The sequence below is a fragment of the Pseudomonas sp. MNR3A genome, from assembly GCF_009650575.1.
GTDB lineage: Bacteria > Pseudomonadota > Gammaproteobacteria > Pseudomonadales > Pseudomonadaceae > Aquipseudomonas > Aquipseudomonas machongensis.
In genome coordinates, this window is record NZ_VZZS01000004.1 from 14,602 (window position 1) to 35,293 (window position 20,692).

The 20,692-nt window shown below is 63.4% G+C and carries 15 protein-coding genes and 1 pseudogene; 6 read left to right on the forward strand and 10 right to left on the reverse strand.

The window, feature by feature from the left end:
• Positions 1 to 19: 19 nt before the first annotated feature.
• Positions 20 to 982 carry a type II secretion system minor pseudopilin GspK gene (gspK, locus tag F6X62_RS02725; protein ID WP_153772631.1) on the reverse strand — a complete coding sequence of 321 codons (963 nt, stop codon included), beginning with the start codon at positions 980 to 982 and terminating at the stop codon, positions 20 to 22.
• A gap of 147 nt (positions 983 to 1,129) precedes the next feature.
• On the opposite strand from gspK, the gene tatA reads away from it, so the two are divergent.
• The 4 genes from tatA to F6X62_RS02745 all read left to right on the forward strand — a co-directional run bounded on the left by tatA (position 1,130) and on the right by F6X62_RS02745 (position 4,443).
• Entirely contained in the window at positions 1,130 to 1,333 is a 204-nt protein-coding gene (gene tatA / locus F6X62_RS02730; RefSeq protein WP_054894695.1) for a twin-arginine translocase TatA/TatE family subunit, read from the forward strand.
• Positions 1,333 to 1,596 carry a Sec-independent protein translocase protein TatB gene (gene tatB, locus F6X62_RS02735; protein WP_153772632.1) on the forward strand — a complete coding sequence of 88 codons (264 nt, stop codon included), beginning with the start codon at positions 1,333 to 1,335 and terminating at the stop codon, positions 1,594 to 1,596. The genes tatA and tatB overlap by 1 nt, the downstream gene beginning before the upstream one ends.
• Complete coding sequence (tatC, locus tag F6X62_RS02740; protein ID WP_153772633.1) at positions 1,593 to 2,336, forward strand: twin-arginine translocase subunit TatC; 744 nt, start codon at positions 1,593 to 1,595, stop codon at positions 2,334 to 2,336. The genes tatB and tatC overlap by 4 nt, the downstream gene beginning before the upstream one ends.
• Positions 2,337 to 2,421: 85 nt before the next feature.
• Entirely contained in the window at positions 2,422 to 4,443 is a 2,022-nt protein-coding gene (locus F6X62_RS02745; protein ID WP_153772634.1) for an HET-C-related protein, read from the forward strand.
• 75 nt (positions 4,444 to 4,518) lie between these two features.
• Here F6X62_RS02745 and F6X62_RS02750 read toward each other — a convergent pair whose 3' ends face one another.
• Together F6X62_RS02750 and purL are read right to left on the reverse strand one after the other, a co-directional pair.
• Positions 4,519 to 4,830, reverse strand: coding sequence for an NGG1p interacting factor NIF3 (locus F6X62_RS02750; RefSeq protein ID WP_151925310.1), 312 nt, complete (start codon positions 4,828 to 4,830; stop codon positions 4,519 to 4,521).
• A 3-nt stretch (positions 4,831 to 4,833) separates the two neighbouring features.
• On the reverse strand, positions 4,834 to 8,733 hold the full coding sequence (gene purL, locus F6X62_RS02755; RefSeq protein WP_153772635.1) for a phosphoribosylformylglycinamidine synthase: 3,900 nt from the start codon (positions 8,731 to 8,733) through the stop codon (positions 4,834 to 4,836).
• 259 nt (positions 8,734 to 8,992) lie between these two features.
• Here purL and mltF point away from each other — a divergent pair, with 259 nt between their 5' ends.
• Positions 8,993 to 10,450 (forward strand): membrane-bound lytic murein transglycosylase MltF, encoded by a 1,458-nt coding sequence (gene mltF / locus F6X62_RS02760; protein ID WP_065863195.1) that lies wholly within the window; start codon positions 8,993 to 8,995, stop codon positions 10,448 to 10,450.
• A gap of 27 nt (positions 10,451 to 10,477) precedes the next feature.
• Here mltF and tadA read toward each other — a convergent pair whose 3' ends face one another.
• The 6 genes and pseudogenes from tadA to F6X62_RS02790 form a co-directional block, all read right to left on the reverse strand.
• Entirely contained in the window at positions 10,478 to 10,957 is a 480-nt protein-coding gene (tadA, locus tag F6X62_RS02765; RefSeq protein WP_054894702.1) for a tRNA adenosine(34) deaminase TadA, read from the reverse strand.
• Positions 10,957 to 12,339 (reverse strand): multicopper oxidase family protein, encoded by a 1,383-nt coding sequence (locus tag F6X62_RS02770; protein ID WP_153772636.1) that lies wholly within the window; start codon positions 12,337 to 12,339, stop codon positions 10,957 to 10,959. The genes tadA and F6X62_RS02770 overlap by 1 nt, the downstream gene beginning before the upstream one ends.
• Positions 12,340 to 12,477: 138 nt before the next feature.
• A complete protein-coding gene (locus F6X62_RS02775) occupies positions 12,478 to 13,890 on the reverse strand; it encodes a heavy metal sensor histidine kinase (protein ID WP_153772637.1) in 1,413 nt (470 codons plus the stop codon).
• Positions 13,887 to 14,561: a heavy metal response regulator transcription factor gene (locus F6X62_RS02780; RefSeq protein WP_112897546.1), complete on the reverse strand. Its 675-nt coding sequence runs from the start codon at positions 14,559 to 14,561 to the stop codon at positions 13,887 to 13,889. The genes F6X62_RS02775 and F6X62_RS02780 overlap by 4 nt, the downstream gene beginning before the upstream one ends.
• A 66-nt stretch (positions 14,562 to 14,627) precedes the next feature.
• Complete coding sequence (locus F6X62_RS02785) at positions 14,628 to 15,311, reverse strand: alpha/beta fold hydrolase (protein WP_253781984.1); 684 nt, start codon at positions 15,309 to 15,311, stop codon at positions 14,628 to 14,630.
• 364 nt (positions 15,312 to 15,675) lie between these two features.
• Positions 15,676 to 15,861 (reverse strand): annotated as a pseudogene (locus F6X62_RS02790) (PTS glucose transporter subunit IIB); the annotation flags it as partial.
• A gap of 143 nt (positions 15,862 to 16,004) precedes the next feature.
• On the opposite strand from F6X62_RS02790, the gene F6X62_RS02795 reads away from it, so the two are divergent.
• Positions 16,005 to 18,968: a membrane-targeted effector domain-containing toxin gene (locus F6X62_RS02795; protein WP_178117515.1), complete on the forward strand. Its 2,964-nt coding sequence runs from the start codon at positions 16,005 to 16,007 to the stop codon at positions 18,966 to 18,968.
• 91 nt (positions 18,969 to 19,059) lie between these two features.
• On the opposite strand, the gene guaA is transcribed toward F6X62_RS02795, so the two are convergent.
• The gene (guaA, locus tag F6X62_RS02800) at positions 19,060 to 20,637 is read right to left on the reverse strand and encodes a glutamine-hydrolyzing GMP synthase (RefSeq protein ID WP_063543246.1); all 1,578 of its coding nucleotides are present in this window, start codon (positions 20,635 to 20,637) and stop codon (positions 19,060 to 19,062) included.
• Positions 20,638 to 20,692 lie beyond the last annotated feature (55 nt).

Consider the following 20,692-nt stretch of genomic DNA (forward strand, 5'->3'; position numbering starts at 1 on the left):
TGGCTTCGGCGCTTGAACGCTAGAACACTGGCTCGCGCCCGCGAATCCGAACCTGTTGCGCCGGCACCCGCGCATGCCACTGCACCACCCCCAACGCCTCGACCTGAAACTGGCTGCGCACCACTCGCCCGTCTTCCTCGAACGAAAGCTGCAACAGGAAGAACCCGCTGTTGAGTAACAATCCCTCGCTCAACCGAGCAAAGCTCTCGTCATCCAAAGCGCCCAGTGCCTGGCGTAACCCTCCCGCATCGACATAACCCGACGCCGGCCGATTGGTGATGATCCGGCTGAGCAGCGAGCGGGAAAAATGCCCCTCGTAGAGTGCCTCCAGCAACGGCAGGTGCTCCAGGTTCAAGGCATTGGCATTGAGCCGCCAACCGCTGGTCTGCGGCAATGCGCACAGCATCGGATAGCGCCCCTGGCGCCCGGCATCGGGCTCCAGCAGCAGGTTCAACTCGCTCGGGTCGAGCATCGCCTGGTTGGCTGCCAGACGTGGTGGCTGCTGGCGCAGGTACTGGCCGCTCTCGGCACCTTGCAGGCGGGGGTCGCTGTCAGCGTCCAGCCAATCGGCCAGGGCGTCGACCAGTCGCTCGGCAGCCATGTCGTCGCCGAGCAATCTACGCAACTGGCGCTCGGCACGCTCGGCATCTTCCCCCAGCAAGGCATTGACGTTGAAGCAGGTGTGCTGGTCGCGCACCTGCAGGCGCGCCTTGCCTGCACCAAAGTCATACTCCAGCGCCTGGCCGCGCAGGGCCTGCCAGAACAGGGGGCTGGCGCGCCAGGTCGGATCGCGCAGGGCCTGGCTGGCATAGGCAAGGCCAGCCTGCTCCATCGCCCGCACCTGCACGCGCTGGCGCAGCAAGCGCGTCTCATCGACCTGCCGACGCCCCTCCTCCACCAGCCAGGCCAGGCCGGCCGCAAGCATCGCCAGCGCCACCATCACCATCAGCAACGCTGCACCCTGTTGTCGTCCACCACCCATTGCACCGCGCCTCGTCATCCGTGGAGGCGCCAGTCAACACGGTGCGTGTTGCAAGCACATGGCAACGTTTCCCGACAGTCACGTTGGCGTCATCTGAAGCAGGCAGGATTGGCCTTCCTTTTCATGACCTTACAGGAGTTCTCGCACATGGGCGGTATAGGCATCTGGCAACTGGTGATCGTGCTGCTGATCGTTTTCCTGCTGTTCGGCACCAAGCGCCTCAAAGGCCTGGGCAGCGATGTCGGCGAAGCGATCCAGGGTTTTCGCAAGTCGATGGGCGGTGACGACAACAGCAGCGCATCACCCAACGCACAGGTTCAACAGCAACAGCCAACGGATCGCCAGGGCTGATGTTCGAGATCGGTTTCAGCGAACTGCTACTGGTTGGCGCCGTCGCTCTGCTGGTCCTGGGGCCCGAACGCCTGCCGGTGGCGATGCGCACCGTCGGGCGCGGTCTTGGGCAGGCGCGGCGGGCCATGAACATGCTGCGCGCCCAGGTCGAGCGGGAAATCGACATGCCAGCCCTGGACGATGCGGCGCTGCGCAAACTGGAGCAGGATATCCGCCAGGGTGTCAGCCTCGATGAAGCACCCGCCAGGGAACGTACATCATGAGCTTCGCTGTCCACGGAAGGTCGGCAATGCCGCTGACCGAACACCTGCGTGACGCGCGCAAGCGCCTGGTGCGTTGCCTGCTGGCCATCGCCCTGGCGTTCGCTGTGTTGTTCCCCTTCGCCCAGACCCTCTACACCCTGGTCTCCGAGCCGCTGCGCCGCTTCCTGCCCGAGGGCGCGAGCATGATCGCAACCAGCGTCACCTCGCCGTTTCTCACGCCCTTCAAGCTGACGGCCATGTGCGCGCTGTTCATCAGCATGCCAGTGCTGCTGCATCAGGCTTGGGGCTTCATCGCGCCGGGGCTTTATCGGCGGGAGAAACGCATCGCCCTGCCGCTGCTGGTGTCGAGCATCCTGCTGTTCTACGGCGGCATGGCGTTCGCGTTCTTCCTGGTGTTTCCGATGATGTTCGGCTTCTTCGCCAGCGTGACCCCCGAAGGCGTGGCAATGATGACCGACATCAGCCAGTACCTGGACTTCATTCTCGCCCTGTTCCTGGCGTTCGGCCTGGCATTCGAAATTCCGGTGGCAACCTTCATCGTGGTCTGGGCAGGCCTGACCGATGTCGCCAGCTTGCGCCGTAGCCGGCCCTACGTGATCGTCGGCTGTTTCGTGGCCGGTATGATCCTCACGCCTCCTGACGTGTTCTCCCAGACCATGCTCGCCATCCCGATGTGGTTGCTGTTCGAGATCGGCCTGCTGGCCTGCGGGGCCCTTCAGACGCGCACCCGCCTTTCGTAGCGCCTACAGCGGGAGGCGTTGCCTGCTCCCTCTTGCACCACGCGGCTCACATGCTGGGGACTCCGTCAATTGATGAGTCCCCAGCATGATCCCACTAAGCCTGCACACCCGCTTCGCTCTTGATCGACTCACCGAAATCAGCCGGCCACTCTCAGCACAGGCCTTCCGCGAAATGCTCATCCCTGTGTTCGGTGACGACGTGCCAGACAGTTGCTATCAGCAGCTGCAGGACGCACTACGCGACGGCACGCTGAGCAACCCTTTACACCAGGTGAACCCACAGGTGGCAGGCAAAGCCTGCTACGACAATGCCACGCGTATCATCCACCTGCACCCCGAGGTGATCGCTACCGCGCTGCTGCAGCCACAGGCGGCCTGTGAACTGGCGACCATCCTGCTGCACGAGTTCGGTCATCACCTGGACAACCTTCTGCGCCAAGACTTCGCGAAAGGCCTGGACGATGGCTTTGCCTCGATCGCCGAGGATGCAGAGCTCGAGGAAGGTGCGCGCTTCGCCTACCTGATCGGCTGCATGGAGTCAGGCCCAAGCGGTGAGCTGCAGATCGCCCAACTGACCGAAGCAGGCCGAACCATCACCCTGCGAGCCGATGACCAGGCCATGCGTCTGTTCATCCGCCAGAGCCAGGATGAACATGCGCAACGCGCCAACACCAATGAAGGCAGCACCGAGGGCTTTTCTGCGGGCAAGGGCGACAAGAAAAACCCTGAAATGTCCTGGGGGCATGAGTCGATCGAGGAAGACCTCAAGTACGCCGGGTTCAATGAGCAACAACGCAAGGCGATCTATTTCGGCAACTGGCTGCGCGACTACTCGCAGTTGCTCGATCCCAAGCTGGTCCGTGCCGAAGACGCGCCCAAAGAGTTCCCGCGCAAGCTCTCCCGGAAAGTCCTGACCCAACTCGTAGACCTGCTGGCGCTCAAGGCATTTCCCAGCCTGCAATCCACGCCGCAAGAGCGCGCGCACTACATGGTCACACCGCAGATGCTCGGGGTGTATCGTCCTACCGAGCACATCGACAATCCCTACAACCCCAACCCGTCAGCGACTGACCCAAGCACCATCGATGCAGACTTCGAGCCGCCTGTCGCACAGGACGATCCGCGGTTGCAGGTCGATCCGGATACGTCCATGAAGCGCCACATCTTCAGTTCGGTCGATTACATGTGCGAACGACTGCGCGAGGCAATGGCGGCGGGCCCGACCCCTGAGGGCCTGCGCGAATTCGGTGCAGCACTGCACGTGCTGGAAGATTACTTCGCCCACTCCAACTACGCCGAATTGAGCCTGCACAAGCAGGGTCACGACACGGTACTGACCTGGACCGCACAAGCCGACTGCAAGCACCGCTGGCCCATCGTCACCGGCATGTTCGCCGGCAGCGATGTGATAGCCAGCCTGGCCGAGCCGATGGCCAATGCACTCTTCGCCCCCTCCGGCGACTTCGAGAACATCACGCCAGGGCAGCGCTCGGACACTGAACTGGCGCTGTTGATCCTGCTTCAGGACCACCCCGATCCGCAGTGGCAGGAATACCTGAACAACGCACTCGAAGTTCGCGACACGTTGGCGGACCTGCCAGGGTTCAATATGGCGAGGCGCATTTCCTGGATCACGGGCTCACCGCTGCGCCTTGCAACCGACCTGCCCAAGGTTGGCTACCGGGCCATCCTCAACCTGATCGGCAACTCGGTCGACGATATCCAGACGTACAGAATGGGCAATCCCATGCTCACCGGCTCGACCAATCCGACCCACTCCCAGCTTGCCAAGGACCATGACGTGCATCCGCTGCATACCCTGGCCACCCTGATGGCCCGGGTTGCAGTGCGCGAAGTCGGTTTCGCCATGTTCAAATACTGGGAGGGGGGGCGGTTGCGCGATCCGATCAAGATAGCGCGCAGCTACTTTACCCACCCCAACGACAGCGAATGGCAGGACGAACTGGTCAGCAAGTGGGCAAGCGAGCACCCCAAGGAAATTCAGAAATCCAGCGACCCTGCTGTCTTCGAAGCGCTCAACCACGATCATGAGGCGCCAGCGGTGGATGAAAGCGCCTGGGAACGTCTGAAAGGGCTGTTCAGTTAAAACCTGTAGAAACGACAAGCCCCGGCAGAAGACTGCCGGGGCTTGTCGATGTGCAGCAGCAAAATTTCAGCGCACTCAGATGTCCAGCAAAGGCCAGACCTCATACGCCGGCGTTTCATAAGGGTGGCTCTGTTTCAATGCGGCGACCACCTGGCGAACCCGCTCATCGGCCACCACCAGCTCCACCTTCCACTCCTCCACCACCTCGACCTGGCCCACCTGCCCGAGGAATGGCTGGCTGCCATCCAACGGGCGGAACTGACCCTGGCCAAGTGTCTGCCAGGCACAGTGATCGTAGTCACCGATACGCCCGCCTCCGGCGGCGAACACGGCGGCCTTGACCACCTCGACGTGGCTGGCGGGGACGAAGAAGGCGAGCTTGTGCACCGCTTAGTTCACCCACACCCGCGCGTTGCGGAACATGCGCATCAGCGCGGCGTCTTCCTGCCAGTCATCCGGACGCCAGGAGTTCTGCACGGCGCGGAACACACGCTCAGGGTGCGGCATCATGATGGTGACGCGACCGTCGCGGCTGGTGAGGCCGGTGATGCCCCGTGGCGAACCGTTCGGGTTGGCCGGATACTGCTCGGTGACCTTGCCGTGGTTGTCGACGAAACGCAGGGCCACGCAACCGGACAGGTCGGCTTCCAGCAGTGCCTCTTCGCTGGCGAACTCGGCATGGCCTTCGCCGTGGGCGATGGCGATCGGCATGCGCGAACCGGCCATGCCCTGCAGGAAGATCGAGTTGGACTTCTGCACCTCGACCATGGCTACACGCGCTTCGAACTGCTCCGAGCGGTTGCGCACAAAGTGCGGCCAGTACTCGGTGCCCGGGATCAGCTCGTGCAGGTTGGACATCATCTGGCAACCGTTGCACACGCCCAGGGCGAAGCTGTCGGTACGCTCGAAGAAGGCCTGGAAGGTATCGCGGGCACGGCTGTTGAACAGCGCCGACTTCGCCCAGCCTTCACCGGCGCCCAGTACGTCGCCGTAGGAGAAGCCACCGCAGGCGACCAGGCCCTTGAAGGCTTCGAAGTCGACGCGACCGGCGAGGATGTCGCTCATGTGCACGTCGATCGCGGCAAAGCCTGCACGGTCGAAGGCTGCAGCCATCTCGACCTGGCCGTTGACGCCCTGCTCACGCAGGATCGCCACTCGCGGACGCACACCCTTCTTGATGTAGGGCGCGGCGACGTCTTCGTTGACGTCGTAGCCGAGCTTGACCGACAGGCCTGGATTGTCCTCTTCGAGCAGGACGTCGAATTCCTGGTCGGCGCAGTCGGCGTTGTCGCGCAGGCGCTGGATCTGATAGCTGGTCTCGGCCCACTGGCGCTGCAGCATGCGACGGTCATCGTCGAACAGCACTTCGCCGTTCAGGCTGATGGACACCTCACCGTTGTTGACCGGCTTGCCGATCACCGCGACGCACTCCTCGCCCAGGCCCGCGGCGCTGAACTGGGCCAGTACGTCTGGCGTAGCGTCCTGGCGAACCTGGATGACCGCACCCAGCTCTTCGTTGAAGAGGATGGCTGGCACGTCGCCCTTGCTGTCGGTCAGCGGATCGAGTTGCAGGTCGAGGCCGCAATGGCCGGCGAAGGCCATTTCCAGCACGGTGGTGACCAGGCCGCCGTCGGAACGGTCGTGGTAGGCCAGCAGATGGCCGTCGGCGTTCAGACCCTGGATCACGGCGAAGAACGCCTTGAGGTCTTCGGCGTCGTCGACGTCCGGCGCCTGGGCTGCGATCTTGCCGTAGGTCTGGGCCAGGATCGAGGCGCCCATGCGGTTCTTGCCGCGGCCCAGGTCGATCAGGATGAGGTCGGTCTCGCCCTTGTCCATGCGCAGTTGCGGGGTCAGGGTCTTGCGGATGTCAGTGACCGGGGCGAAGCCTGTGATGATCAGCGACATCGGCGAGGTGACGCTCTTCTCGACGCCCTCTTCGCTCCACTTGGTCTTCATCGACATCGAGTCTTTGCCGACCGGGATGGTGATGCCCAGCTCGGGGCACAGCTCCATGCCGACAGCCTTGACGGTGTCGTACAGGCGCGCGTCTTCGCCTGGGTGGCCGGCAGCGGACATCCAGTTGGCCGACAGCTTGATGTCGGACAGCTTGTCGATGCGCGAGGCGGCCAGGTTGGTGATGGTTTCGCCGATGGCCATGCGCCCGGATGCCGGGGCATCCAGCAGTGCCAGCGGAGTCCGCTCGCCCATGGCCATGGCTTCGCCAGTGTAGACATCGAAGCTGGTGGCGGTGACGGCGCAGTCGGCCACCGGTACCTGCCACGGGCCGACCATCTGGTCGCGGGCGACCAGGCCGGTGATGGTGCGGTCGCCGATGGTGATCAGGAAGCTCTTGCTGGCCACGGCCGGGTGGCTCAGCACGCGCTGCACGGCGGTGTCCAGGTCCAGCCCGCTCGGGTCGAAATCATCGCCCAGCTCGGCTTCGCGGGTGACCGAGCGGTGCATGCGTGGCGGTTTGCCCAGCAGCACGTCGAGCGGCATGTCGACCGGGGTGTTGTCGAAGTGGCTGTCGGTGACGGTCAGGTGCTGTTCTTCGGTGGCTTCGCCGACCACGGCGAACGGGCAGCGCTCACGCTCGCAGATGGCCTTGAAGCGCTCGAAGTCGACAGCGCTGACGGCCAGCACGTAACGCTCCTGCGATTCGTTGCTCCAGATTTCGTGCGGGGCCATGCCCGGCTCGTCGTTGGGCACGTTGCGCAGCTCGAAGCGACCACCGCGGCCACCGTCGTTGACCAGTTCCGGGAAGGCGTTGGAGATGCCGCCGGCGCCGACGTCGTGGATGAAGGCGATCGGGTTGTCGTCGCCCAGCTGCCAGCAGCGGTCGATGACTTCCTGGCAACGGCGCTCCATTTCCGGGTTTTCGCGCTGGACCGAGGCGAAGTCCAGGTCAGCCGAGCTGGCACCGGTGGCCACCGACGAGGCAGCGCCGCCGCCCAGGCCGATCAGCATGGCCGGGCCGCCGAGCACGATCAGCTTGGCGCCGACGGTGATCTCGCCCTTCTGCACGTGGTCTTCACGGATGTTGCCCATGCCGCCGGCGAGCATGATCGGCTTGTGGTAGCCGCGCACTTCTTCACCGTGCGGGGTGTTGATGCTCTGCTCGAAGGTACGGAAGTAGCCGGTCAGGGCCGGACGACCGAATTCGTTGTTGAACGCGGCGCCGCCCAGCGGGCCTTCGATCATGATGTCGAGGGCGTCGACGATGCGCTCAGGCTTGCCGTAGGCCTGCTCCCATGGCTGTTCGAAGCCCGGGATGCGCAGGTTGGATACGGTGAAGCCGGTCAGGCCGGCCTTGGGCTTGGCGCCACGGCCGGTGGCGCCTTCGTCGCGGATTTCGCCGCCGGAGCCGGTGGAGGCGCCGGAGAACGGGGCGATGGCGGTCGGGTGGTTGTGCGTCTCGACCTTCATCAGGATGTGCACCGGCTCCTGCACCGCACCGTACTGGCGGGTTTCAGGATTCGGGAAGAAGCGGCCGGCGACGTTGCCGACGATCACCGAGGCGTTGTCCTTGTAGGCCGACAGCACGCCTTCGTTGTGCATCTGGTAGGTGTTCTTGATCATGCCGAACAGGCTCTTTTCCTGAGCCTGGCCGTCGATGTCCCAACTGGCGTTGAAGATCTTGTGGCGGCAGTGCTCGGAGTTGGCCTGGGCGAACATCATCAGCTCGATGTCGTTCGGGTTGCGCTTGAGCCCCTGGAAGGCGTTGACCAGGTAGTCGATCTCGTCTTCGGCCAGGGCCAGGCCCAGGTCGACGTTGGCCTGGGCCAGGGCGGCGCGGCCACCTGCGAGAATGTCGACCGAGGTCATCGGCTTGGGCTGGGCGTGGCTGAACAGGTCTGCAGCCTGCTCCAGCTGAGTCAGCACGCGCTGGGTCATGCGATCGTGCAGTTCGGCGGACACCTGCGCGACGTCGGCGTCGCTGAGCGAGCCGGCCACGTAGTAGGCGATGCCGCGCTCCAGGCGCTGGATCGACTGCAGGCCGCAGTTATGGGCGATGTCGCTGGCCTTGGAGGCCCAGGGCGAAATGGTGCCCAGGCGCGGCACGACCAGGAACAGGCGGCCGCTCGGCTCCTGTACCGGCACGCTCGGGCCGTACTTGAGCAGACGGCCCAGCACCTGCTGCTGGTCGGCGGTCAGCTCGCCGTCGACGTCGGCGAAGTGGGCGAATTCGGCATACAAACCAGTAACAGCGGGGACTTTCTGGCTCAGTTGCTCGAGTAATTTACCGTGGCGAAAGGCAGAAAGGGCAGGAGCGCCGCGCAGGATCAACATCGTCGGGACAGCCTCAGGAAGGGGTGTGCTTAGAGGCCGTGCATTCTAGCCTAATTCGACGGCTTTCGGCACCCGCCAGAGGGCAATGCTGCCGGGCGGTGGAACCGGACCTGGGGGTCAGAATTCTGCAGGCTGGCCGGAGGGGTTTTCACTGGGCGATCCTCCGAAGGCAAGCCCCCGCAAACACACGACCCGCTACCAGACAAGCTAACGGTTGTCGAGATATGGCGCGGGCGGTCCTTTGCGTATACTGCAACCTATGTTCGCCCACACTGCTTTGCGCCAGCGCTGCGCCAGATGGCTCTTCGCAACCGGACTCTTGCTGATGCTCGGTGCCTGTGTTGAAAAACCCAGCACCCTCGAGCGCGTGAAGGAGGACGGCGTGCTGCGCGTCATAACCCGCAACAGCCCGGCCACCTACTTCCAGGACCGCAACGGCGAAACCGGCTTCGAATACGAGCTGGTCAAACGTTTCGCCGACGATCTGGGCGTCAAGCTGGAGATCGAGACCGCCGACAACCTCGACGACCTGTTCGACCAGTTGGGCAAGCCTTCCGGTCCGGTGCTGGCAGCCGCCGGCCTGGTCAGCAGCGAGCAACGCACCACCCAGGCGAAGTTCTCCCACCCGTATCTCGAAGTCACCCCCCAGGTCATCTACCGCAATGGCCGTTCCCGCCCCACCGAACCCAAGGATTTGATCGGCAAGAAGATCATGGTGCTCAAGGGCAGCAGCCATGCCGAACAGCTGGCTGAACTGAAAAAGCAGTATCCGACGCTTGAATACGAAGAGTCCGACGCTGTTGAGGTGGTCGACCTATTGCGCATGGTCGACGAAGGCCAGATCGACCTGACCCTGGTCGACTCCAACGAACTGGCGATGAACCAGGTGTACTTCTCCAACGTGCGCGTGGCCTTCGACCTGGGCGATGCCCGCGACCAGCGCTGGGCCGTGGCGGCCGGCGAAGACAACAGCCTGCTCAACGAGATCAACGAGTTTCTCGACAAGGCGCAGAAGAACGGCACGCTTCAGCGCCTGAAAGACCGTTATTACGGCCATGTCGACGTGCTTGGCTACGTCGGCGCCTACACCTTCGCCCAGCACCTGCAGCAGCGCCTGCCCAAGTATGAAAAGCACTTCAAGAGCTACGCCAAGGTCGAGCAGGTCGACTGGCGGCTGCTGGCGGCGATCGGTTACCAGGAATCGATGTGGCAGCCCGAGGTGACATCGAAGACCGGCGTACGCGGCCTGATGATGCTGACCCAGCGCACCGCCCAGGCCATGGGCGTGTCCAACCGGCTGGACCCCAGGCAAAGCATCATGGGTGGGGCGAAATACTTCATGCTCATCAAGGAGCAGCTCGACGACAGCATCCAGGAACCGGACCGCACCTGGTTCGCCCTGGCCGCCTACAACGTCGGCAGCGGCCATCTGGAAGACGCTCGTACCCTCGCCAAGCGCGAAGGCCTGAACCCGAACAAGTGGCTGGACGTGAAGAAGATGCTGCCACGCCTGTCGCAGAAGCAGTGGTACAGCAAAACCAAGTACGGCTACGCCCGCGGCGGCGAGCCTGTGCACTTCGTGGCCAACATCCGCCGCTACTACGACATCCTCACCTGGGTGACCCAGCCGCAGCTCGAGGGACAGGTGGCCGAGGGCAACCTGCATGTGCCTGCGGTCAACAAAGACAAGCCGGCGGAGCAATCACCGCCGATGTAACCCTGCAGCGGCCTCTTGGCGGGCAAGTCAGGACTTGGCCCGGCGCGCCTTGAAGAAGTCGCTGAGAATCTGCCCGCACTCCTGCGCCAGCACGCCCCCCTCCACCAACACGCGATGATTCAAAAAGCCCTGGGTGAAGAACTGCCCCTGGCTCTGCACCACCCCCGCCTTGGGCTCCAGCGCCCCATACACCACCCGCTCTATCCGCGAATGGACGATCAGGCCCGCACACATGCTGCAGGGCTCGAGGGTCACATACAGGGTGCTGCCCGGCAGCCGATAGTTGCTGACAGCCTTGGCTGCATCGCGAATGGCGACCATTTCGGCGTGGGCGCTGGGATCATTGTCGGTGATCGGTCGGTTGAAACCACGGCCGATCACCTGCCCCTGCTGCACCAGCACCGCACCTACCGGCACCTCCCCCAGCAAAGCGCCTTCAGCCGCCAGTTCCAGCGCCAACTGCATGAATGCCTGATCGCCGCTGCGATCGATGATCCGCGGACGCATCAGACCACCGCGATCGCGGCCATCAGGCCGGTTTCCATGTGGTCGATCACATGGCAGTGGAACATCCAGGTGCCTGGGTTATCCGCTACCAGCGCCACCTGGGCACGCTCGTTCCTGCCCAACAGGTAGGTGTCGGTGAACCAGGGCTCGGTGATCTTGCGGCGATTGGAGGCGATCACCTTGAAACTCATGCCATGCAGGTGGATAGGGTGCTGGTACTGGGTCATGTTCTTCAGCTCGAAGATATAGCTGTTGCCCTTTTTCAGCGTGGCAATCGGCCGGTCGGCGCAGGTCTTGTCGGTGATGTCCCAGGCCTGACCGTTGATCTGCCACAGACTCGGTGGCTTGCCGTTGTCGGTGTTCACCGAAACCTGGCCCGCCCATTCGAAATTGAAGTTCAGCTTCTCGGCCTTCTCCAGGTCCGGCTCGGCGATCGGGTTCGGCGGCAGCGCCTTGGGCCAGTCGCTCGGTGCCTCGCTGCTGGCGACCGAACGGAGGGTGCCCAGGCGCACGAAGCCGTCGCGCAGGGAAATCTCCTCGCCGGCCTCGGGAATTCGGATGGCCAGGCAGATGCGCATGCCGGGGCCAAGCCAGTAGTCGTCCTCGAGCGGCCTCGGGGTCACCGGGTTGCCATCGAGCGCATAGATCATCGCCTCGCAGTTGCCCTTGAGGTTGATGCGGTAGGTCCAGGTGTTGTCCAGGTTGAGCAGCCGCACACGCACCACTTGGCCGGCGGGCAACTCGGTGACCGCCTCGGCCTCGCCATTGATGGTGATCAAGCGCCCAGCGGTGCCATTGCGCGCGGCCTCGCGAGGCACGCTGAACGGCATGAACTCGCCCTGCTCGTCCACGTGCCAGGTCTTCAGGCTCAGGGTGCGTTCATGCAGGAAGCCGGTCGGCTCGCGCTCCTCGACGATCAGCGGCCCGACCAGCCCACGCCCCAGCTCCTCGGAACTGCTGACATGCGGGTGGTACCAGTAACTGCCGGCATCGGGCACGCGGAACTTGTAGTCGAAGAACTCACCCGGCTTGACCGGCAGTTGCGACACATAGGGCACACCGTCCATTTCCAGCGGCAGGCGGATGCCGTGCCAATGGATGGTGGTTTCAACCGGCAGGTGATTGATGAAGCGTACCCGCAACCAGGTGCCCTGGCGCACCCGCAACTCGGTGCCGGGTGCCGAGGGCCCGAAAGCCCAGGCTTCGGTCTTGAAACCGGGAACCAGCTCGACATCCAGGGGCGCCGCGATCAGCTCGTAGTCGTGCCCGGCATTGTCGTCCTCGACCTTGCCCAGCCAGTAGCGAGCCGCGCCTCCGGCGCCCAGGCCAACCACGACGAGGCCGGTCAGGCCCTTGAGCATTTGTCGACGGGTAAAGGACATACGTGCAGGTACCTCGTTTTGCGCAATCAAGCTGCCAGCACCGCTGGCAATGAAGGGCGAATACGATACACCTGCAATTGAGAAAGATTAAGTGAACTGTTGTCGCGCTGCTGCACGAGGCCGGCTTCAGCGGGACCTTCAAGGGCTGGGTGGCCTATCGTGGCTGACGCGCGGGAACGCGAGGGTGAAACAGGTCGCCCCCTCGCTGCTGTCGGCCCAGCAGCGTCCCTGGTGCAATTGCATGATCGAGCGCACGATCGACAGACCCAGCCCGCTGGACTGTGACGAATGCTGGCGCGAGGCATCGACCCTGTAGAAACGTTCGAACACGCTTTCCAGGTGCTCAGGGGCGATTGCCTGCCCACGGTTGCGCACCCGGATCAACACCTCATCGCCCTGCTCACCGGCGGTCACTTCGATGACACTGCCCGGTTCGGCAAAGCGCACCGCATTGGCCAACAGGTTGGCCAGCGCCCGGCGCAGCAACGCGGCGTCGGCCCACACCGAGCCTTCGCCATGCCACGCCAGCCGTACGTCGCGCTCGCAGGCGAGGTCTTCGAAGTAATCGCACAAACGCCCCAACTCCTGGGCCAACTCCAGGCCGGTGCGATCGATAGGGTGATCGGCATGCTCGGCGCGGGCCAGGAACAGCATGTTGTCGATCATCCGCGACAGCCGTTGCAACTCCTCGAAGTGCGAGCCCAGCAGGCGCTGGTAGTAATGCGGCTCACGCACCTGACCGAGGCCGACCTCAGTCTGGCCAAGCAGATTGTTGATGGGTGTGCGCAAGTCATGGGCCATGTCGGCACTGACCTGCTTGAGTTGTTCGAAACCGCGTTCGAGCCGCGCCAGCATGGCATTGAACTGCTCGATCAGGGCATCCAGCTCGGCGGGTGCATCGTCGCGCTGCAGCCGCTGCGACAAGGTGCCGACGCCAATGGTTGCCGTCTGGCGCGCCAACCGGCGCAGTGGCGACATGCCGCGGCGGGCAAGCAGATAGGCCAGGGCTGCCGCCAGCACGGCCATCACCGACGAGAACAGGATGATGTTGTCGCGATACTCGCGCAGGATGCGGGTGCGCTCGGTCAGCAAGCGCCCCGACAGAATTTCCAGTGCCGCACCGCCACCCGGTGGCTCGCTGAGTACTGCGGTATAGATGAAGGGCGTGCCATCGGCGGTGGTGCTGCGCTGCACCGCATCCAGCCCCAGTGCTTCCCCCGCAGGCAGAGGCGTGACCTGCGGCACCTCGCGGCGCCCTGGATTGACCTCCAGCAGCGGCGCCCCGGCGACCGGCCGGATGACCAGCAAGGATTCGGTATTGCCCAGCATGTTGGCGAACAGCTGCGGCTTGTCACGCACCAACGCGCGGGCGTCCATGTCACGCAGCAGGGTACGGATCTGCTCGACGCGGGTCAGCAGCGCGCCGTCGTCACGCAGCGCCAGTTGCTGCCCGAGTGCGACATACAGCGCGCCGCCCAGCAGAGCCAGGGCGACGAACGAAAAGGTTGCCAGCAACACCGCCAGGCGCACGGTCAGCGACAGGCGCCTCATGCCTCGAGCTCGCAGCGATAGCCGACGCCGTGCACGGTATGGATCAGGCGCACCGCGAAGGGTTCGTCGACTTTCTGCCGCAGGCGCCGCACCGCGACATCCACCACGTTGGTGTCGCTGTCGAAATTCATGTCCCACACTCGTGATGCGAGGAAGGTGCGCGACAGCACCTGCTCGGGATGCTGGAGAAAACACGCCAGCAACTTGAACTCCTTGCTGGTCAGGTCGATGCGCATACCTGCGCGTTCGCAGCGGTGCTTGCCCAGGTCCAGGCGCAGGTCACCCAGGCTGAGGATCTCTTCATCCGGCTGCGCATGGCCGCGGCGCAGGATGATGCGGATGCGCGCCAGCAGTTCGGCGAAGGAGAATGGCTTGACCAGGTATTCGTCGGCGCCCAGCTCAAGGCCACGCAGCCGATCTTCGAGCGTGCCACGGGCGCTGAGGAACAACACGGGGGTACGGGTCTGTGCGCGCAGTTTTTGCATCACGGCCCAGCCATCGAGCCCAGGCAGCATCACGTCGAGCAGGATCAGGTCGTAGGGTGTCTCGCGGGCCATGTGCAGGCCATCGATACCATTGTCGGCATGATCGACACTGTAGCCGGCCTCGCCCAGGCCACCGGCCAGATAGTCGGCGGTCTTGGCTTCGTCTTCGATGATGAGGATTTTCACTGACCCGCGTCTCCAACCCGCCTGCCGGCACCGACGCAGTATAGCGTGGTGCCAGGCCGGGCTGGCTCAGTTGCCTGGAACATGCGCGGCTTGCAGGATCAGCTTGGCCACCGCTTGCGGCTGGGAAATCAGCGAGACGTGGCTGGCATCGAGCTCGACGGTGTGGGCGTTCATGCGCTTGGCCATGAAACGCTGCTGCTCGGTGTTGATGGTACGGTCCTGGGTCGAGACGGCGTACCAGGTGGGCTTGTCTTTCCATGCCGCGACGGTGGTCTTGGCGGTCTTGATGCCAACACCGATGGGCTGCTGGACGGCGTAGTAGGTTTCGGCCTCGGCCTTGGGCAGGTCGCCGGCGAAATCGTTGACGAAGGCATTTTCGCTGAGCATGCCGTAACCGTCGGCGGACCACTGCAGGCCAGCCCCCGCCGGCGCTGCCGGGAAGCGCTTGGTCAGCGCCGGGTAGTCTTCGCCCGCTTCCGGAGCACGGGCGGCGATGTAGACCAGACCTTTGACCTTTTCCGAATCACCGGCCTGGCTGATGACCATGCCGCCGTAGGAGTGACCGACCAGGATCACCGGGCCGTCCTGCTGGGCCAGCGCCCGGTTGACAGCTGCGACGTCGTCGTCGAGCGAGGTGGTCGGGTTCTGGACTGCGGTCACGTGCAGGCCTTTGGCTTGCAGCAACGGAATCACCTTGGCCCAGCTGGACGCATCGGCGAACAGGCCGTGAACCAGCACGATGTTCTTCACTTCCTGCGGCGCGCTATCGGCGGCCCAGGTGGAAGTGGCGGCGAAGGCCGCACCGGTGAGTGACAGGGCAAGGACGAGCGAGCGGAGTTTCATGGCGGTTTCCTCTGGATGCGTACGGGAGTGAGCTCACTGTACGAAGCCAGGGGAAACCGGGGCATGACCCGGTCATTACAAAAGAATGACGGAGCTGGGCACGCCTGTGCCGGCCTCATCGCGGGACCAGCCCGCTCCCACAGAATGGACTGCCCCCAAGAAGTTGGACACCAATCCAACCTTTGGGGGCAGCTCAGAGGCACCATGATCTTGCGCCTGTGGGAGCGGCGGTTCGCCGCTGCGACTGGTCCCGCGATAGGGCCGGAACAGGCTACATAACCCCCACCAGCAGGTGCACGACCCCACCCACCAGCACCATGACCCCGGGGACCCCGGTCGCCTTCAGCGCGCCCTCGTCCAGCCGCGCCGGATCCAGCAACTGCACGCGCACGCGGGTCAATGCGACGCGCTGCTGCGACTGGAGATTTCCTGCCCCACCCAATGCCGCCGACACCTCTTCAAGTTCTACCTTTCGGATATAGCGCGGCGGTAGGCCTTGGCCTCCTGTGGCCCATCAGCGCACAAGCTGAAATAGATACCGCGGGGCACCACCTGCGCTCGGCCACGCTTGCAACCCCATTCAGCCACGAGTCGACACCCATGGGTTTGCAACTGTTGATGCCCCACGCCGAGCAGGAACTGCGCGATCTCGCCGAGTCCCTGGTCGCAGCCTGCCCCGACATGCGCCAGATGGCCCGCGATACTGCGGCATCAATCCTGCGCAAACACGGCCACCCCGATCTGGACCCCGATCACGTGCACCTCAACCGCTTCGAGGCCGCCCAGAGCAGCCCGAGAACCTTCAGCGGCTGGGAGCACCACGATGCGCCATACCAGTCGTTCACCCTGCCGCAATTGGTGATGCACCGTTTCGATGTCCATGACCAGGACAACAGTGACCTGCTCGGCTACCTGAGCGGCTTCTACTGCGACGGTCCGGGACAGGCGGTCTATGACGAGCACAACGAGATCGCGCTGCAGCCACAGGATGTACTGGAGGATTTCTGGGACATCGACTTCAGCACCCTGTTCCAGGAAAGATTGGCGACTTTCTGGCGCGACCATGCAGATGACTACCGTCTACTGGCGAAGGTCAACTTCCTGAGCAAGGTGATCGAAACCTGTGCGGCCGACCCCACCAGCGAACTGGCGGTCCGTGCCCGACGCGTGGCCAAGGCCATCACCGGGCTGAGCCTGCAGACCCCGACACTCACCCAGTTACGCCAATCCAACGTTGCAGAAAGCGGCTATCGCGTCTGTACGTTCGATATCGCAGGCTACATCGCGAGCGACTGGCTGCGCATCGAAATGGAAGATGGCCAGCAACTGCTCTATACCCCAGGTGACGAGGAGGCGCTGCACCTGTTTGCCACCCGCAAGGACTTGTACTGGTGGGTACTGAACAACACCAATCACGCCGACAACCGCACGCGTTTCATGAGCCACTTCCCGCTATCGGCCAATGACCAGTCCGGTGATTCGGTCGGTCTCAACCACATGATCGACCTGCTGTTCTACAACTGGGGTGGGGATGATCATCACTGCCTCAACCAGGTCGATCGCACCATCGCCGGTGATGCGTTCAGCCATCTGCGTGACAGTGCACGGCAACGCATGAACGACGACGCGCACTTTGCCCTGCGCTCCAATGGCGACCTGCGCAAGCAGATGTGGATCGGCTACCTGGCGGCATTCGCCAAGGTGTTCGGGCCCATAGCGGCGATTGACTGGCCGATCGCGCTGGCCGCAGTGGGGGCGGGTATCGCCGACATGGGGCTGAACATCGATCAAGCGGTCAACGGCCATACCACAGGGGAACGTCAGGCTGGGGTCAAAGGGGCAATATTTGCGGCCATCGATACACTCTTCAACGCCACCATGCTGCACAGTGCCGCCGGCAAAATCGAGTCTGTGAGCGAGTTGGCGGGTGAGGCCGAGGCAGCAAGCGGAACGGAGCCGGCAGTACAGCCGGAGCCGTCTGCTGAAACAGAACCGGTTGAAGAACTCGAAACTGCAACGGTCGAGGATGTCCAGGCCTGGGTGCCGGAATCCTTCAGGCCAGCCGAGAAGCGGGTGATGCTCGAGCCCTATGAAACCAACATCATACTGAGCGCCCCTGAAGGCAGCGGTGGTCAACCCGGCATCTATCTTCAACATGGCAATTTCTATGTACTGATCGACGACGAGCCGTATCAGGTCCGCTATGTGAACGAGATGCGCGGCTGGGTCGTGATCGATCCGCAAAACCCCTACTCCTTCTACCGCAACATCCCCATCGCCATGGATGACCAGGGGCTATGGCAGCCATTGGAGCGACCGGGCCTGAAGGGCGGGATGATGCCGCGCAAACTTCTCAAGCTCTGGGGAAGGGTGACATCCCCATCGATGCCCGAACCCCTTCCAACCTCCGCCTACGACATACCAGCCGACATGCGTCCCAGGCTCGAGAGCTCGGCGAACAGCCCCGGTGACGAGCGCGTCCTGAACGGTACGATGTTCAACCCTGACCCGGAAATCGAAAGGGCGAACGGTGTATTTCGGGAAACCAGGGATCGCCTGGCCGCCGATGCAAAGGGATACCTCGCCTCGGTGCAGACCCCACCGCGTCCCAAACTGCCCGAACTGGCACGCGAGGCGACGCCCAAGCAAATCATCCGTGGTGTTTTCGAGAACAGCCAAGGCATGGTCATCGGCGAAGCCCACTCACAGGTCGGCAGCAAGAAATTCCTGATCGACAACATGGCGCTGCTGAAGCGGGAAAAGGTGAAGGTGCTTTACCTGGAACACTTCATGACCGACTTCCAGCAGACCGACCTCGACCTGTTCAACCGCAGCGGCGAGATGCCCGCGACGTTGAAAACCTATGTGCGCAGCCTGGACCTGGGTTTTCGCCTGCACGGGTTTGAGCGATATACCTTCGAGAACCTGCTGCTCGAAGCCCAGAGAAATGGCATTCGCCTGCAGTCCATCGATTGCATGGCGAGCTACCGGCAAGCATGGGCTCAAGCACCTTCACCGGTGATCCGCCAGCAGATGATGAACTTCTATGCCCACGAGGTCATCGCCGCGGATCAAGGGCGCGCAGCCAGCAAATGGGTCGCATTGGTCGGCAATTCGCACGCCAATACTTTCGAGCAGGTGCCGGGGATGAGCGAACTCGAGGGCGTGACGGGCATGCGTGTGGAAGACATTGCCCTCGACCAGCCAGGTGGGATCGGCAATGACCCAGGGCTCACCGTGGTGCAGGATGATCTTTCGGTTCGGCGGGTAAAAAGCGACCTGCGCCTGCAGGTACCTGTTCGCCAACCCGAGCCTGCGGGCAGGAACTTCGAGCAGACATTGCGCAACATCGGCAGCTTTACCATCGATAGCCAGGACAACGTGTTGCAACTGATCCATCGCAGCAACAGCGGACAATTGCAATACACGCCGATCCTGGAGGAAGGATCCCGTTTCTACATCGACAAGCCGAACTGGCCCTGGATCAGCGGCCGTCGTCTGCGCGACCTGCAGGAACTGCGTACCGCCCTGACCAACAGAGGGCTGCGCTACGTCTGGATCTGATGCGAGGCCGTTACGGTCAGAGGCCTTAAGTACAGAAGCCCGCTATTACGCGGGCTTCTGTGCATTTAACGCGGGTTGTATTCGCGCGGGATCATTCCCACTCGATCGTCGCCGGCGGCTTGCTCGACACGTCGTAGGTCACCCGCGAGATGCCTTCGATCTCGTTGATGATACGACCGCTCACAGTCTCCAGCAGCTCGTACGGCAGGTGCGCCCAGCGTGCGGTCATGAAGTCCACCGTCTCGACGGCGCGCAGCGCGACGACCCAGGCGTAGCGACGGCCATCGCCGACCACGCCGACCGATTTGACCGGCTGGAACACCACGAACGCCTGGCTGGTCTTGTGGTACCAGTCGGCCTTGCGCAGTTCTTCGATGAAGATGTGGTCGGCGCGACGCAGGAGGTCGGCGTACTCTTTCTTCACTTCACCGAGGATGCGCACGCCCAGGCCTGGGCCCGGGAATGGGTGGCGGTAGACCATGTCGTACGGCAGGCCCAGTTCCAGGCCGATCTTGCGCACTTCGTCCTTGAACAGTTCACGCAGCGGCTCGACCAGCTTGAGGTTCATTTCCTCCGGCAGGCCACCGACGTTGTGGTGCGACTTGATCACGTGGGCCTTGCCGCTCTTGGCGCCAGCCGACTCGATCACGTCCGGGTAGATGGTGCCTTGGGCGAGGAACTGGATGTTCTCGAGCTTGCTGGCTTCGGCATCGAATACGTCGATGAAGGTGCGGCCGATGATCTTGCGCTTCTTCTCCGGATCGGCTTCGCCTTCCAGGTTGCCGAGGAACTGTGCTTCGGCATCGGCACGGATCACCTTGACGCCCATGTTCTCCTTGAACATGGCCATCACCTGGTCGCCTTCGTGCAGACGCAGCAGGCCGTTGTCGACGAATACGCAGGTCAGCTGATCGCCGATGGCGCGGTGCAGCAGCGCGGCAACCACCGAGCTGTCGACGCCGCCAGACAGGCCCAGCAGGACGTTGGCCGAACCGACTTGCTCACGCACCTGGGCGATGGCGTCTTCGACGATGTTCGATGGGGTCCACAGGGCTTCGCAGCCGCAGATGTCCTGGATGAAGCGCGAGAGGATGCGACCGCCCTGCTTGGTGTGGGTCACTTCCGGGTGGAACTGCACGCCGTAGTAGCCGCGGGCATCGTCGAACATGCCGGCGATCGGGCAGCTCGGGGTGCTGGCCAGCACGTGGAAGTCGCCCGGCATCTGGGTGACCTTGTCGCCGTGGCTCATCCACACGTCCAGGCCCAGCACGCCGTCAGCGTCGATATGATCTTCGATGCCGTCGAGCAGGCGGCTCTTGCCGACCACGTCGACGCGGGCGTAGCCGAACTCGCGCAGCTCGGAACCTTCGACCTTGCCGCCCAGTTGCTCGGCCATGGTCTGCATGCCGTAGCAGATGCCCAGCAGCGGTACGTTAAGGTCGAACACGGCCTGCGGCGCACGCGGGCTGTTGGCTTCGTGGACCGACTCGGGGCCACCGGCCAGGATGATGCCGCGCGGGTTGAAGGCGCGGATCGCTTCATCGTCCATATCGAACGGGTGCAGTTCGCAGTAGACACCGATCTCGCGCACGCGGCGGGCGATCAGCTGGGTGTACTGGGAACCGAAATCGAGGATCAGGATTCGGTGAGCGTGAATGTCGAGGGCCATGACTCAATCTCGTCAGTGGAAATCGGAAACGACGCGGGGCTGTTCGTGACAGCCC